16 protein-coding genes, 1 tRNA gene and 1 pseudogene are annotated in these 14476 nt (G+C 66.1%); 5 read left to right on the top strand and 13 right to left on the bottom strand.

Features of this window, described 5'->3' with window-relative positions; translation table 11 throughout:
* Positions 1-383: 383 nt before the first annotated feature.
* Genes AC1DS3_RS00905 through AC1DS3_RS00915 form a run of 3 tightly spaced genes read right to left on the bottom strand, consistent with a single transcriptional unit; the run spans position 384 to position 3176 of the window.
* On the bottom strand, positions 384-1247 hold the full coding sequence (locus AC1DS3_RS00905) for an ABC transporter permease (RefSeq protein ID WP_174425798.1): 864 nt from the start codon (positions 1245-1247) through the stop codon (positions 384-386).
* 47 nt (positions 1248-1294) lie between these two features.
* Positions 1295-2092, bottom strand: coding sequence for an ABC transporter ATP-binding protein (locus AC1DS3_RS00910; RefSeq protein ID WP_043350663.1), 798 nt, complete (start codon positions 2090-2092; stop codon positions 1295-1297).
* Positions 2093-2150: 58 nt separating this feature from the next.
* The gene (locus tag AC1DS3_RS00915; RefSeq protein ID WP_477126543.1) at positions 2151-3176 is read right to left on the bottom strand and encodes an ABC transporter substrate-binding protein; all 1026 of its coding nucleotides are present in this window, start codon (positions 3174-3176) and stop codon (positions 2151-2153) included.
* A 245-nt stretch (positions 3177-3421) separates the two neighbouring features.
* Here AC1DS3_RS00915 and AC1DS3_RS00920 point away from each other — a divergent pair, with 245 nt between their 5' ends.
* The gene (locus AC1DS3_RS00920; protein WP_441635701.1) at positions 3422-4090 is read left to right on the top strand and encodes a response regulator; all 669 of its coding nucleotides are present in this window, start codon (positions 3422-3424) and stop codon (positions 4088-4090) included.
* Positions 4087-5463 carry a sensor histidine kinase N-terminal domain-containing protein gene (locus tag AC1DS3_RS00925; RefSeq protein ID WP_441635703.1) on the top strand — a complete coding sequence of 459 codons (1377 nt, stop codon included), beginning with the start codon at positions 4087-4089 and terminating at the stop codon, positions 5461-5463. Before AC1DS3_RS00920 ends, AC1DS3_RS00925 begins: the two co-directional genes overlap by 4 nt.
* A gap of 200 nt (positions 5464-5663) precedes the next feature.
* Here the strand turns inward: AC1DS3_RS00925 and arfB are convergent, their stop codons facing one another.
* The 6 genes from arfB to AC1DS3_RS00955 all read right to left on the bottom strand — a co-directional run bounded on the left by arfB (position 5664) and on the right by AC1DS3_RS00955 (position 9620).
* Complete coding sequence (gene arfB / locus AC1DS3_RS00930) at positions 5664-6077, bottom strand: alternative ribosome rescue aminoacyl-tRNA hydrolase ArfB (RefSeq protein ID WP_441635705.1); 414 nt, start codon at positions 6075-6077, stop codon at positions 5664-5666.
* 55 nt (positions 6078-6132) lie between these two features.
* Positions 6133-6612 (bottom strand): lytic transglycosylase domain-containing protein, encoded by a 480-nt coding sequence (locus AC1DS3_RS00935; protein WP_441635861.1) that lies wholly within the window; start codon positions 6610-6612, stop codon positions 6133-6135.
* 10 nt (positions 6613-6622) lie between these two features.
* Positions 6623-7030 (bottom strand): hypothetical protein, encoded by a 408-nt coding sequence (locus tag AC1DS3_RS00940; protein ID WP_441635707.1) that lies wholly within the window; start codon positions 7028-7030, stop codon positions 6623-6625.
* Between the two features lie 32 nt (positions 7031-7062).
* Positions 7063-7422: a hypothetical protein gene (locus AC1DS3_RS00945; protein WP_441635709.1), complete on the bottom strand. Its 360-nt coding sequence runs from the start codon at positions 7420-7422 to the stop codon at positions 7063-7065.
* A gap of 429 nt (positions 7423-7851) precedes the next feature.
* Positions 7852-8760 (bottom strand): DMT family transporter, encoded by a 909-nt coding sequence (locus AC1DS3_RS00950; RefSeq protein WP_441635710.1) that lies wholly within the window; start codon positions 8758-8760, stop codon positions 7852-7854.
* Between the two features lie 71 nt (positions 8761-8831).
* Positions 8832-9620, bottom strand: a complete 789-nt coding sequence (locus tag AC1DS3_RS00955) for an AraC family ligand binding domain-containing protein (RefSeq protein ID WP_441635712.1) — start codon at positions 9618-9620, stop codon at positions 8832-8834.
* A gap of 95 nt (positions 9621-9715) precedes the next feature.
* On the opposite strand from AC1DS3_RS00955, the gene AC1DS3_RS00960 reads away from it, so the two are divergent.
* A complete protein-coding gene (locus tag AC1DS3_RS00960; protein WP_441635714.1) occupies positions 9716-10174 on the top strand; it encodes a GNAT family N-acetyltransferase in 459 nt (152 codons plus the stop codon).
* Positions 10175-10401: 227 nt separating this feature from the next.
* On the opposite strand, the gene AC1DS3_RS00965 is transcribed toward AC1DS3_RS00960, so the two are convergent.
* Positions 10402-10677: a hypothetical protein gene (locus AC1DS3_RS00965; RefSeq protein WP_441635716.1), complete on the bottom strand. Its 276-nt coding sequence runs from the start codon at positions 10675-10677 to the stop codon at positions 10402-10404.
* Positions 10678-10735: 58 nt separating this feature from the next.
* Positions 10736-10942, bottom strand: a complete 207-nt coding sequence (locus AC1DS3_RS00970) for a hypothetical protein (protein WP_441635718.1) — start codon at positions 10940-10942, stop codon at positions 10736-10738.
* 176 nt (positions 10943-11118) lie between these two features.
* Between AC1DS3_RS00970 and AC1DS3_RS00975 the strand changes: the two are divergent.
* Positions 11119-11286 (top strand): annotated as a pseudogene (locus AC1DS3_RS00975) (tyrosine-type recombinase/integrase); the annotation flags it as partial.
* A 54-nt stretch (positions 11287-11340) separates the two neighbouring features.
* Here AC1DS3_RS00975 and AC1DS3_RS00980 read toward each other — a convergent pair.
* Positions 11341-11416, bottom strand: a tRNA-Arg gene (locus AC1DS3_RS00980).
* 388 nt (positions 11417-11804) lie between these two features.
* Between AC1DS3_RS00980 and AC1DS3_RS00985 the strand changes: the two genes are divergently transcribed.
* Positions 11805-12674 carry a c-type cytochrome gene (locus AC1DS3_RS00985; RefSeq protein WP_441635720.1) on the top strand — a complete coding sequence of 290 codons (870 nt, stop codon included), beginning with the start codon at positions 11805-11807 and terminating at the stop codon, positions 12672-12674.
* A 63-nt stretch (positions 12675-12737) separates the two neighbouring features.
* Here the strand turns inward: AC1DS3_RS00985 and hemN are convergent, their stop codons facing one another.
* Positions 12738-14168, bottom strand: coding sequence for an oxygen-independent coproporphyrinogen III oxidase (hemN, locus tag AC1DS3_RS00990; protein ID WP_477109322.1), 1431 nt, complete (start codon positions 14166-14168; stop codon positions 12738-12740).
* Positions 14169-14476: the final 308 nt, after the last annotated feature.

Consider the following 14476-nt stretch of genomic DNA (forward strand, 5'->3'; position numbering starts at 1 on the left):
GGTGTGGCACTGTCCACACCATGCGGCTCTGGCAGTCATGCTAACCCGCGTTTGATTCCTCGCGGCGGGCCAGCCCTCTTTGCCCCAGGGGAGTCATATTGACTAAGCCCCCCCTCTCCCCGGCCCTCTCCCCCTGAGGGGCGAGGGAGCGACAGCCGTCGTCATGGCGTGCGGTGCTGGCCCATCCGTCGGCTCCGTTCATTGCCACTGATCTGCGCCCCTCTCCCACTTGTGGGAGCGGGGCCGGGGGAGAGGGCGGGCGCTCGCAGGAAGTCTGGCGAACCAAGCAAAAAGGCCCACGCCGACGGGAGTCGGCGTGGGCAAGGGAGATGGCTTCCCGGCGCGTGCGTAGCGCTATTGCGCTGTGCCGCCGCGACGTAAGCTCAGGCCAGGTTGCCCGGCTTCCATTTAAGCAGTCGGTTTTCCAGCGTGGTCAGCAAGAAATCCGCGGCAAGCGCCACCACCGCCAGCACGATCATGGCGGCGAACACGCCGCTGGCATTGAAGGCGCCCTGCGCCGTGGCGATCAGCAGGCCGATGCCCTGCTTGGAACCCAGGAACTCGCCCACCACGGCGCCGACCAGCGCGAAGCCGAAGCTGACGTGCAGGCTGGCCAGGATCCAGCTCAACGCCGACGGCACTACCACGGCGAAGGTCAGCTGCCGTTTGGAGGCGCCGAGGATCTGCGCATTGGCGATCAGGTAGCGGTCGGCTTCGCGCACGCCCTGGAAGGCGTTGCCGAACACCACGAAGAACACCATCACCACCGCCAGCGCCACCTTGGAGGCCATGCCCAGGCCCAGCGCGATCACGAAGATCGAGCCCAGCACCACGCGTGGAATGGAGTTGGCAATCTGGATGTAGATGCTGAACACATCGGCCAGCAGCTTGTTGCGCCCGAGCACGATGCCGCAGATCACGCCGGCGACCGAGCCGATCAGGAAGCCGAGCCCGGTCTCTTCCAGCGTGACCGCCACCTGCTCCAGCAGCGGGCCCTGCGAGGTGCCGTTGACGAACCAGTCGTAGATCTGCTCCGCGATCAGCGAGGGCATGGAGAAGAAGAACGGGTCGATCCAGTGCAGCCGTCCCGCCAGCTCCCAGCCGCCCAGCGCCACCACCAGCAAGGCGATGCGCAGGGTGATGATCAGTTGGCGGCGCCGGCGCATGGCTAGCCTGGCTTCCCGTTCAAAGACGTCGAGTTCGTCGGCAAGGGCCGTGTTTGCTTCCATATTCATTGGTATTGGTATTGGTATTGGTATTGGCATTGGCGTTGGCTACGGTTGGCGGCGCCGCATCAGTCGATGTGGACTTCTTCGCGCAGATCGGCCCAGATCTCGCGCGACAGTTCGACAAAGTGCTTTTCGTAGCGGATCTCCGAAGTCACGCGCGGGCGCGGCAGGTCGATCTCATAGACACGCTTGAGGGTGGCCGGACGCGCGGTCAGCACGAAGACCCGGTCGGCCATGGCGATGGCTTCTTCCAGGTCGTGCGTGACGAACACCACCGAGCCGGCGTTCTGCGACCAGAGCTGCAGCAGCTCGTCCTGCATCAGCGTGCGGGTCTGCATGTCCAGTGCGCTGAACGGCTCGTCCATCAGCAGGATCTGCGGGTTGTTGATGAAGGTCTGCGCCAGCGCCACGCGCTTGCGCATGCCGCCCGACAACTGATGCGGGTAGTGGTTGCTGAACTTGGCCAAGCCGACCTTGCGCACCCATTCCTCGGCCAGGCCATAGGCCTGGTCGCGGCCGGCGCCGCGGAACAGCGGCCCGGCCGCCACGTTGTGCAGCACCGAGCGCCACGGGAAGACCGCATCGGCCTGGAACACGAAGCCGATGCGCGGATCGATGCCGGTCACGCGTTTGCCCATCAGGCGCACCTCGCCGGTGCTCGGCTTGAGCAGGCCGGTGATCAGGCTCAGTGTGGTCGATTTGCCGCATCCCGTCGGCCCGACGATAGCGACGAACTCGCCCTTGCCCACACGCATGGAGAAGTCGCGCAACGCCACGGTGGCAGTGCCATCGGGTGCGATGAAACGGCAGGAGACGCGCTCGAATTCGATGGCCGGCGCATCTTGCGGCACGGTATTGGTCATGATGTTTCCTTGCAGTGCGCGCGCGCCGGCGGCGCGAACCGGTTGATCGCCTGGCGCCTCACTTGGCAGCGCGGTCGACGAACTCGTTGGTAAAGGTGCGGCTCAGTTCGATGTGCTTGCCCTTGACAGTCGGATCGAACGAGGCGAGCACCTTGAGCAMCGTTTCGGGGCCACCGGCGGGCATCTTGCCGTCGTCCGTGAACATGGGCAGCGAGGCGCCCAGGGCCTTGACGTAGAGCTCGCGGTTATTGCCGTAGTAGTCCTTGGGCATCTTCTGCGCAATCTCCTCGGCGCTGTGGGTCTTGATAAAGCGCATGGTCTTGACGAAGGCGCGCGCCAKCTTCTGCACCTGCTCCTTGTGTCCCTCCACCCAGGCGCGCTGCATATAGAGGCTGGAGGCCGGATAGAGCCCGCCCAGCGCCTGGGTGGTGCCCTCGGCCGTGCGCATGTCGACCAGCACCTGCGCCTCGCCGGTCTTGAGCAATTGCGAGATGGTGGGCTCGGTGGTCATGCCGGCATCGATGCGGCTCTGGCGGATCGCGGCCATGAAACTGTTATCGGCGCCAACCGGCAGCACCGTGTACTGGCTGGGCGCCACACCCGCCTTGAAGGCCAGGTACTGCGTCAGGAAGTTGGTCGACGAGCCCAGGCCCGTCACGCCGAGCGTCTTGCCTTTCACATCGGCCATGCTCTTGATCTGGCCGGCCGCACGCGTGGCYACCATTTCCACCTCGCCCGGCACCTTGCCGAACACCACCACGGCCTCCACTTCCTTGCCCTTGCTCTGCAGATCGATGGTGTGATCGTAGAAGCCCACCACGCCCTGCACCGCGCCGGCCAGCAGTTCGTTTTCGGCGTCGACCCCGGCCGGTTGCGAGAGGATCTCGACATCAAGCCCCTCTTCCTTGAAGTAGCCCAGCTGCTCGGTCAGCCTGGCTGGCAGGTAGATGATCTTGGTCGCGCCGCCCACCATGATCGACAGCTTTCCATCGGCCGCCTGCGCCGTGTGCGCAGGCGCAAGTGCTGCAAGTGCCGCAAGTGCTGCGCAGGCCACGGCAAGCGCGCCCTTCCTGTGTGCATTCATCTTTGTCTCCCTTGTTTTGCTGGCGCCAGGTTTTGGTGGCCGGGGCATGATTGGGCTCTGGTTACGGCGTGCCTCCGCGCTCGCCGGGGCCACAGCGCGGGGTTCGAAGCATTCTAGGCAACGCAAACCTTCACGCAGCTTTCGCCGCGTCTCAGGGAATATCCCGATGCGGTGCTGTGTCTGCGGCGTGGCGGGCAGTGGTAAAAGGAGACCCCGGTAACAGTAGGTCCTCACCAGAGCGGTTCATGAAGGTATTGCTGATCGAAGACAACGCTTCGCTCATCCACTGGCTCGCGAGGCTGCTGAAGGAAGAGCGCTTCATGGTCGACACCGCGCTGGACGGCGAGTACGCCGATCAGTTGCTGCAGACGCAAAGCTACGACGTGGTGCTGCTAGACCTGCAGATCCCGCGCCTGGCCGGCAAGAGCGTATTGCGCCGGCTGCGTGCGCGCCGCAACAACGTGCCGGTACTGGTGGTGACCGCAAGCGCGTCGATCGACGAAAAAGTGGAATGCCTAGGCCTGGGCGCCGACGACTACCTCGTCAAGCCTTTCGAGGTGCGGGAACTGGTCGCGCGCATCAAAGCCCTGGCGCGGCGGCAGACCGGGGAGAAGCAAGCCGAGCTGGCTTGCGGCGACCTCACCTACAACACCGACACGCGGCAGTTCTATGTCGCGGGCGAGCTGCTTTCGCTGCGCCTGAAAGAGCACACCGCGCTGGAAATCCTGATGATGCGGCTCGGCAAGACCGTGTCCAAGGCAAGCCTCATGTCGGGCGTGTACTCGCTCGACGAGGAGGCTAGCGAGGACGCCATCGAGATTTATATCCATCGCATCCGCAAGAAGCTCGAGGGCTGCCAGGCCACCATCATGACGCTGCGCGGCCTGGGCTACCTGCTGCAGCAAAAGCAATGATCCACAGCCTGCGCGTACGGTTGCTGCTATGGCTGCTGGTGCCGCTGGCAGGCTTTGTGGGCATCAGCAGCTATGCCGCCTACCTGAGTGCGGCCGATACCGCAAACCGCGTGCAAGACCGCGCGCTGCAAGCTTCGGCCGACGTCATCGCGGGCCACATCGCGTGGGCGGACGGACGCATCACGGTGCAGGTGCCACCGTCGGCGCTGTCCCTGTTCGACTCGCCCTATGGCGACCACGTTTTCTACAACGTGGTCGACGATCGCGGCCGGATCCTGGCCGGCAACCCGCGCTTCGAGCAGCCACCGATGGCGGGCGCCGCCAGCCCCGTGTTCTACTCCTCCCGTTTCCAGTCGCAGCCGGTGCGGGTCGTGCAAGCCACCCGCACGATGTTCGATTCCGGCGAGGCCCGCAAGGTCACCGTCACTGTGGGGCAGACACTGATCGGCAACCACGAACTGGTTCGCAGCCTGCGCATGCCGGCGCTGCTGCGCGAAGTGGTGATGCTGGTGCTGGCCGTGGGGCTGGTGATGATCGGGCTCACGGTGGAGCTGAGCCCGCTGCTGCGCGTGAAGGACGAAGTGGCGGGACGCGACCCCATGGATCTGGTACCGGTGAGCGCAATCGACCTGCCGCAGGAATTGCGGCCCATTGTCGAGGCGATCAACCAGTGCATCCAGCGCCTGAATGAATATGTGCGCCAGCAAAAGCGTTTTATTGCCGATGCCGCGCACCAGATCCGCACGCCGCTCGCGGTGCTGGGGGCGCAGCTGGAGTTTGCCGCGCGGGTGGACGATGAAGCCAGGCTGCGCGAGATCCTCGGCTCGATGGAGACCAGCACACAGGCCATGACCAACCTGGCCAACAAGCTGCTGTTGCTGTCGCAGGCCGAAGCCGCGCGCAGTGCCGGTGCCGCGCAACAAGGCGCGGACCTGGTGCCGCTGGTGACCAACGTGCTGGAAGACATGGTGGTGCTGGCGCAGCGCAAGGGCATCGACCTGGGGGCCGAGCTGGCGGTCGACAGTGCACGGGTGAGCGTCAACGAGTGGATGATGGCGGCCGTGGTATCGAACCTGGTCGACAACGCGATCCGCTATACGCCGGCGCAGGGCCAGGTCACCGTGGCCCTGACGCTCGAGGCGAAAAGTGCCGTCCTGGCGGTGAGCGACAACGGTCCCGGCATTCCCGCGGAAGCGCGGCCCAAGATATTCGATCGCTTCTATCGCAACGCACTGCCGAACCAGGAAGGCAGCGGCCTGGGGCTTGCCATCGTCAAGGAGATCGTGCTGACGGCGCAAGGCCAGGTAAGCCTGAGCCCGGGCATCGGCGGGCGCGGCGTCACGCTGACGGTGCGCCTGCCACTGGCCGCCTGAGTGTCGGCGCCTAATCGGCGCCGATGTCAGCTTCGATGCCAGGCGGCGGCGTGAGACAAAGGTGCCAGCGTGGGCGCGCCGCCCTTAGAGGCCGTTTCAAAATGAAGCGCAGCGGTTCTGGCTAGGCGCGCGGCCGCAGACAGTACAAGTGGATCGGCCAAGGCCGCGCAACGACGCCAGCATCTTTTTGAAACGGCCTCTTAGTCCACCACCTTGCCGCGCTGCGCCTTGACCTGGCTGCGCTGGCTCTTGCCTTCGAGGCGCCGCATCTTCGAGCCGAAGGTAGGCCGCGTGGGGCGGCGCGTGCGCGGCGGCGTAGCCACGCTGCGCACCAGGTCGTGCAGGCGTTGCACGGCCTCCTCCCGATTCATCTCCAGGCTGCGGTGTTGCTGCGCCTTGATCACCACCACGCCATCGCGCGTGATGCGGTGGTCGTGCAGCTGCAGGAGCCGCGCCTTGTGCCCTTCTTCCAGCGACGAGGCGCGGACATCGAAACGCAGGTGGACCGCGTTGGACACCTTGTTGATGTTCTGCCCGCCCGCGCCTTGCGCGCGGATCGCGGTGATCTCGTATTCGGTGTGGAGGATGGTGATGTCGGGCAGCATGGCACGCATGATAGCAAGGGCGGGTGCGGCCCGCTCCCATGCGTTCCTATGCGCTACCCATGCGCTAGCGGGCCGACGGCAGCTCGCCCCAGGCCACCAGGATCCGCTGGATGCTGCGCGCGTAAGCGTCGCGTTGCCCCGGCGATTCGGAATGGTAGGCGCCAATGGCGCGCCAGGTGTTGCCATGCCTCACCATCTTTTGCTTTAGCAGCCAGGCGGCGACATAGATGTTGACGCACGAGTCGGTCAGCGCGCGGCTCGGCACCCCGTGGCGTGCCAGGTCGTTGAAATGCACTGAGTTGATCTGCAACTGCCCGACGTCGATCGACCCGTTCGCGTTGCGGTTCACCGCGGCCGGATCGCCCTTCGACTCGAACCACGCGATGGCACGCAGCACCGAGGGATTGACGCCCTGGTAGGTGCCCGCTTGCTCGAAGCAATCCTGCGCGCGGGCTGCACCGTGGAACAGCAACAGCGACAGCAGCAGCGAAACCGCCAGCAAGCTGCCGGCCTGCCCGCAGTGCTGGCGCGGGCCGGCTGCCATCGTATGGGCGTTAGCGGACACGATGGATGCCCTCGCTTGCCAGGCGCTGGCGATGATCTTCAGCCGGCCCGGGCGGGGACGACTGCTGCAAGGCCAGGTCGAGCTGACGTCCGATCGTCTCCAGGTACGCACGCGAGGTGTCGGAAACCACCAGCCGCACCAATGGCGCGAGGCTCTTGCGTTCCGGCGCGAGCGGCGCTTTGATCCTGGCCCTGGCGGCGTGGCCTACGCGCGGCGCGCTGAGCTCGTCACTGCCGCTCGCGGGCGGCAACATGGCCAGGGTAGGCAGCGGTGGATAGACCTTGTCCGGCGCCGGTGCGGCCGCTGGCAAGGCAGGACGGACATCGGCGCCAGGCTCGGTGGCAAGGGCCGGCATGGCCAGCGCCAGGCTGACGGCAAACAGGGTGAGGCGGTGCATCGGCTGCGGCTCCTTGCTGCGGTGTTGCTGTGTTATTGCGATTGCGCCGTCTTGATCGCGACGCTGTACGGCTGGCTTGCGCCGGCCGTCATGTTCTCGAGCTGGACTGCGGTGGTGCGCTGTGCCGGCACGCCTTTCCAGATCGCCTGGTTGAGGTAGGGCAAGTCCTGGCCGAGCGCGGTGACGACGATGGTCGCCGGCTGCTTCTGCCGGGCCGCCAGCGCGCCGGCCTTGGCAAGCACGGCCGCGAGCTGCGCATCGCGCGCGCCAAGCGCATCCGGCGGGATCACGAAGCTCGCAATCGTGCTTTGCGGCGCCGGTGCGTTCGCCGTCGCAGGCAGTTGGGCGCAACCCGCCAGCGCGAGCAGGGCTGCCGCGCCGGCCAGCGGCATCGCCAGGCGCTTTGCCCACGCGCCTGGCGGCCGAGAGTAAGCGACGGCCCAGCGCGTCCGTTCGCGGGGCACTTTGTCTGCGATATTGCACATGGAATGACTTCCCGAGGCGTTGGATGCGGGCCATTTACGCATTGGGCCTATCGGGCGAAAGCGCGCAATTAAGGGGGGAAAATGCTTCTGTTTGCCGATTGACAGTGCCTCCCGCCGGGCAGCCGTAGCGCGCGCAGGCGCGGCTACGCGACGGCCATGGCACTTTCCGGAAAGACACGTGCTCGACAAGCCGCGCGGCGCAAAACTGAAATGCGCCACGCGCCATACCGTGAGCGCCGCCGGAAATCGCCGGCGGCGGTTCCGCCGCAGCCCGAAACCTGCCGAGGCGCGCGCAGCTGTATCAACGGCACAACGCGCGCAGCGCCATGATTGCGCTCAAGGACCCTGCACCGTACCCTGGCTTGCCGGCCGCACCAGTAGCAGGCTAGCCACGGCCACGAGCACGCAACCGACCCCGGCCACCTGGGCCACGCTGACCCGCTCGCCCAACAAGACCGCCGCCAGGACGACCGCCGACACCGGCGCAAGCGCGGTAAACAGCGCTGCCTCGCTGCCGCTCGTGCGCGCCGAACCCGCGTACCACAGCAGGAATCCGCCGACCGTCGGCACGATTGCGTAGTAGATCACCGCCGCCACCGCCTGCGTGGAAAACGCCAAAGTCCACGGCGCCTCGAACACAGCGAACAGCGCGGATGCGACCAGCCCGATGCCGCACATGACCGCCGATAGCGCGAGTGGCGCAATCGCCTGGTCCAGCCGCCGGTTGAGCAGGATGAACAGCCCTTCGCACACTACGGCTCCCAGGACGAGCGCGTTACCAAGCAAGGAATGCCCGCTGCCAGCGCCGTAAGGAAAGGCAACCATGACAATCCCTGCCGTGGCCAGCCCGATCGCGAGCATCAGGAAACGATGGGGCCGCTCGCCAAGCAGCAGGATCGCGATCACCGCCGACACCACGGGCAGCGTACCAATGATGACGCCGGCATCTGCAGCCGAGGTCAGGCGCAGACCGGAGATCAACAGCGTCGTATAGCCCACGCTGCCCGCCGCCGCCTGCACCGCCAGCGTGATCCGGTCACGCCCGCGCGGCCTTGGCCACGATGCGCCGGTCAGTCGCAATGCGCCCAGCAAGCACGGCAAGGCAATCGCGAACCGCAGCGCGGTGGCCGTGAACGGTGGCAAGCCGGATGCAATGACTTTGCTGGCAATCACGGTGCTGCCAACCAGCACCATCGCAAGGGTCAGATAGAAATACCCCAGATAACTTCCCCGCTTGCCCGGCATGCGCAGCCCTCGCTATGGAAAAGCAGCAGGCTAGCCGGGCCGGCACATCGGGTCTTGAACGAAATTGCAGCTCAGGTCACTACAGCCGCGTAGGCGCGCGGCGACACGCCGTACTGGCGCACGAACATCCGCGTCATGTGGCTCTGGTCGGCGAAGCCGCTGGCGGCTGCCGCATCGGCCAGGGCCTTGCCCTGCGCAATCAGCGCGCGAGCCAGATGGATGCGTCGCTGCAAGAGGTACGCGTGCGGCGTCAGCCCGGTTGCCTTGGAGAACGCGCGCAGCAGCTGGAACCGGCTCAGCCCGGCAACCTCGGCAAGTTCGGCCAGCGAGACGGCCGCGGCCGGATCATCGTCGATCAGGCTGCGCGCCCGATTGATCGCCCCCGCCTGCGCGCCTGTGCTGCGCGCAAGGCCGGGCTCCGCCACCCGCGCCAGCAAAGTGAGCAGCATCGCCTCGCGCTGCAGATCCGAGCCAGCGCCGCCGCCGGCCGTGACGAGCAGATAGAGCTGCTGGAAGCTGGCCGCCACCGCGGCATCGCTGACGACCGGGCTAGGGAATTCGCACTGCCTCGTCCTGCCTTCGCTCAGGTCCAGGCTGGCCCGCGCGATGCATGCGGGATCGAAGTAAAGCATCCGCCACGAGCGCCCGGCGTCGCCGATGGGCATGCCATCGTGCACCTCGCCCGGGTTGACCATGATCATGTCGCCGGGGCCCGCCTCGACCATGCCGCGCCCGCTGTGCGACCTGTGCGCGCCCTGCCAGATCATGCCGATGCCGAATTGCTCATGGGTATGCCGCGCAAAGGTGTGGCGCGTGCTCGCCTCGACGGCCTCCACGCCAGGCATCTCGCAGCGAAGCATCCTGAACTGTCCTGAGCGCATTCCGTGCTCCTTTTTGCTCCCTTTGGCGCGACGATATACTCACCCTTCCGCTTTGCGCTACCCCCGGTTCTGACATGGAACACATCCTCTTCCGGTCAGCAGTCTTGGCCGATCTTCCCGCCATCGTGGCATTGCTGGCGGACGATGCGCTTGGCAGCCAGCGGGAGATTGCCGGCACGCCCGTGGACGAAAGGTACGTGACCGCCTTCCACGCCATCGCTGCGGACCCGAATCAGCGTCTCGTGGTAGCCGTGGATGGCGGCACGGTAATCGGCACGCTGCAACTGTCGTTCATACCCGGCATCGCCCGCAGAGGTGCATGGCGGGGGCAGATCGAAGCGGTTCGCATCGCGGCGCCGTTTCGCAGCGCAGGGTTCGGCCAGCAGATGTTCGACTGGGCGATCTCGGAATGCATGTCCCGCGGTTGCGCCATCGTGCAACTCACCACCGACAAGGGCCGTCCGGATGCGCACCGGTTCTACGAAAAGCTTGGCTTCGTTGCCAGCCACGAAGGCTACAAGCTGATCCTCTAGGCCTGCTCAAGCCGGGGAGGCAAGGAAAGGGGGGAGGCTGGGGTGATGCGGCGGCAAGAACTGCCAAGAAGGAATTTCCGAACGTGCCGCAGATTCGGGATCTGCGCCAGATAGCGCCTTGCGGGTATTCAGGAAGTGCAAAGCGGCCTGAATCCCTGCACAAATACGGCCCGCCTCGATGCATTCACGGCCCATGCCTTGAGCATGGGCCCCGCAACTTGTAGCGATCAATGCTTGCGATGCACGTGGGCCTTCCCGTGGGAGGTACGGGTACGCGATTCGCTCCGATCCTCGGCGCGTGCGCGTCCCTTGTCGCGGTCTGCCGCGTCCGGACCGTTGGAGTTGCGCAGGCCGCTGCCGCTGATGTGGCTGTCCGAACGGCCGCCAAAATCGCCTCTGGCCCCGCCGGCCATACCACCACCGCCACGCTGGGCGAAGGCCGCCATCGAGCCCGTCGCCAGGACAGCCGCCGCGATCAGGGATAGTACGCGGGTCTTGTTCATCAGAGTCTCCTCAGTTCAGTAAACACACTGCTCGTACAAGCTGCTGCCCATCGATTGCTCAGCAACGCCCCTTCTTGGCCTGACCCGGTGGGCAGAAGCCCGGCCCCGGGCCTGGATCGACGACCACCGCAGCAGGTGTCTGAACCGCGACACCAGGCGTGTAGACCGTGCAGCCGGTTGCAAGCGTGCCGGCCAGCACCACGCCGAACGCAGCGCCTAGCGCGAGAGTGCGTCGAAATAAGGGGGAGATGCCTTTGCGGTTCATGGTTGCTTTCGGCCAAGTGTCTGGGCAACAGGAGCATAGGTCCCCTCGTACGCCGCACGCTGTAAGTTTTTGTAATGAGGCCGCGGATTTACCACATCCCGCTGCATTCGCGTCCCCCAGCCGTGGGGACAGATACAAGGCACAAGCGCGCATCGGCCGCAGTACCAATGGCGCCGGCTCGCTGGCACGTGCAACGCGGCACGCCCCTGCAGGTGCTCAAGGAGCTGGGGGGCTGGGAAACGATGGAAATGGTCCAGCGGTATGCGCACCTGTCGGCGGACCACCTGGCGCAGTGGGTCAGGCCGCTGACTGAGGTGCCGGCGCTGAAGTTAGCTGAGATTTAGCTACAGTGGGCGTTCAAGGTAGTGGGGGGAAGTGCTGCAATCCCTTGTCAGGATTGGTGCGCCCGGCTGGGATCGAACCAGCAACCCCTGCCTTCGGAGGGCAGTACTCTATCCATTGAGCTACGGGCGCACAGGGTATGACGGGGTACAACGCGGGCAGCGTGCGAGTGCCGCTGCCGGAAAGTCGCATAGCATACCGTGTTTGGCGAAAGACGTCCACGCCGGGCTGAAAAGTGCAGCCAGATGACGTCTCTTGGAAGCCGCTTTTGCCTCCATACGGTAGGTCTTTGAGGCTATAATCGCGAGTTATTTGTGTAAAAACGGGGCTGCGCAACGTCCACATCAGGTCCGGGGATGATGGTGCCGCGCCCTGCTGGCTGGCCCGTTTCGGGGCAGTTGGCACCGGATAATAGTCCGATGCGCGCAATTGGCCAGGGGGAATTGGCCACCGAGCAAGCGGCCACATAAGCAGCCGATCGCGAGCGGCCACAGGTTTCCTGCAAAATTGAGAGTTGAGTATGAGCGACGTCCACAACGCACAAGACGAACACGAGTCTCCCATCAAGACCCCCAAGCAGCTGATCGCTGTGGTGATTGCCGCCTTCCTGGTGCCAATCATCGTGATCATCCTGCTAGTCAACTTTGTCGGACACGGTGCCAAGGAAGGCGCGGGTTCTACCGCTACCGTGGAAGCTGTCAATGACCGCATCAAGCCGGTCGCCTCGCTCGAACTGAAGGACCCGAACGCGCCGCGCGTCTACAAGACGGGCGAGCAGGTCTATAAGGAAGTCTGCGCGGCCTGCCACGCCACCGGTGCTGCCGGTGCGCCCAAGTACGGCACCGCCGGTGACTGGGCTCCGCGTATCGGCCAGGGCTTTGCCGGCCTGCTGAACTCCGTGCTGCATGGCAAGGGCGCCATGCAAGCCCGCGCCGGCACCACCGCCGACGACTACTCCGATTACGAACTCGGCCGCGCCGTGGTCTACATGGCCGACGCCGGTGGCGCCAAGTTCCCGGAACCCGCCGCGCCCGCCGCCGCTCCGGCTACGGCTGCTGCCTCGGAGGCCGCGGCGCCTGCCGCAGCCGCTGCTCCGGCAGCGGCACCTGCAGCCGCAGCACCGGCTGCTGCAGCAGCCGCGCCGGCTTCCGCCGAAGTGGGCAAGAAGGTCTACGAACAAGTCTGCGCCGCCTGCCACGCAGCCGGTGTTGCCGGTGCGCCGAAGTTTGGCGACAAGGCAGCCTGGGCGCCGCGCCTGAAGGAAGGCATGGACGCCGTGCACGCCTTCGCCCTGAAGGGCAAGGGCGTGATGCCGCCGAAGGGCGGCTACGCCGGCCCCGACGGCGACGTGATGGCCGCAGTGGACTACATGGCCAACGCTTCGAAGTAAGCGCAAGCAGCTCTCAACAAAAAGCCCGCGGCATGCCGCGGGCTTTTTGCTTTCCGGTGTGGCTCAAACCACGCGCGAGTAGCGCGTTGGCATTGGCAAAGGCGTACCCGCATCAGCGCTCCGGATGGCAGCGGGCTCCGTGCGCCGGGCATCCTCGCGCAGGAAGCCGTCGAACACCATGGCCAGGCGGCGCACCAGCAAGCGCCCCAGCGGAGTCACCTCGATGCGGCCAGGCTCACAGCGCACCAGCCCGTCTTCGGCCAGCCGCGCCAGCTCCGCAAGCTCGTTGGCGAAGTGCACGGCAAAATCGATGCGGTGGCGCGCTTCGACCGCCGCCAACTCCAACACGCCATTGCACATCAGCGCGCCAATCACATCGCGCCGCAAGTGATCTTCGTCGCGCATGGCGAAGCCGCGCATCACCGGCAGCACGCCGGCGTCGAGGCCACTGTAGTAGTCATCGAGCGTGCGGGCGTTCTGCACGTAACGGCCCGCCACCGCGCCGATTGACGAAACGCCGAAGCCGAGCTGGTCATGGCCGGCATGGGTGGAATAGCCCTGGAAGTTGCGCTGCAGCCGGCCCTCGCGCTGGGCCACGGCGAGTGCGTCGTCCGGCAGCGCGAAGTGGTCCATGCCAATGTAGACATAGCCCGCGCCGGTCAACTGCTCGATCGTGCCGACCAGGATGTCGAGTTTTTCGGCGGCGGCCGGCAGTGCGCTTTCATCGATGCGCCGCTGCGGCTTGAACACGTGCGGCAGGTGCGCGTAGCTGTACACCGAGAGCCGGTCCGGGCGCATCGCCAGCACCTGCTCCACGGTGGCGGCAAAACGCGCCGTGGTCTGGTGCGGCAGGCCGTAGATCAGGTCCATGCTGACCGAGCGGAAACCCAGCCGGCGCGCGGCGTCGACGACCGCCTGCGTCTCTGCCAGCGATTGCACGCGGTGGATGGCGCGCTGGACCTCGGCGTCGAAATCCTGCACGCCCAGGCTGATGCGGTTGAAGCCGAGTTCCGCCAGCAGCGCCATCTGCGCGTCGCCGATGCGGCGCGGGTCGATCTCGATCGAGTGCTCGCCCTCGGGCAGCAGGTGAAAATGCTGGTGCAGCGCGTCCATGACGCGGCGCATCTCGGCGGGATCGAGGAAGGTCGGCGTGCCGCCGCCCCAGTGCGACTGCACCACCTCGCGCCGCGTGCCGAGCTGCTGCGCCACCAGTGCCATCTCGCGCGCCAGGTAGTCCACGTAGCGTGCGCTGCGGCGGTGGTCCTTGGTGATGATCTTGTTGCAGCCGCAGTAGTAGCAGATGTTCTCGCAAAACGGCACGTGCACGTACAGCGAGAGCGGCGCGGCGGCTTTGGCCGTGTTGGCGGCGTGGGTGGCATGGGTGGCGCTTGCAGCGCAATCGGCCAGCGCCTGCTGGTAGTCCTGCGCACCGAAGCCGCCGTGGAAGCGGTCCGCCGTCGGGTATGAGGTGTAGCGCGGGCCGTTGATATCCATGCGGCCCGCCAGCGCGCGAAAGTCCGACAAGGCATGCCGGTCCGGCGCGGCCGCGCTCCGTCCCGCCGGCTTGCCGGTGCAGGCGGCGCCGCAATTGCCGGAGCAGGTGCGGGATTGGCTCGATACGGCAATGGGGACGGACATTGCGTCGGGAAACGGGGCGGGGGCAGTCGCAGCCATGGAGCGGCCTTTGTCGTGGATTCGATGGCCCATCGTAGGGCGCGCCGCCCGCGCCTGCGTTGACCGGGGTCAAGCCGCGGCCCATGACATGCTGCGCGCCACGCACCGGAACATGCCCGGCGTCATGC

This window comes from Cupriavidus sp. 01L46, assembly GCF_056399905.1.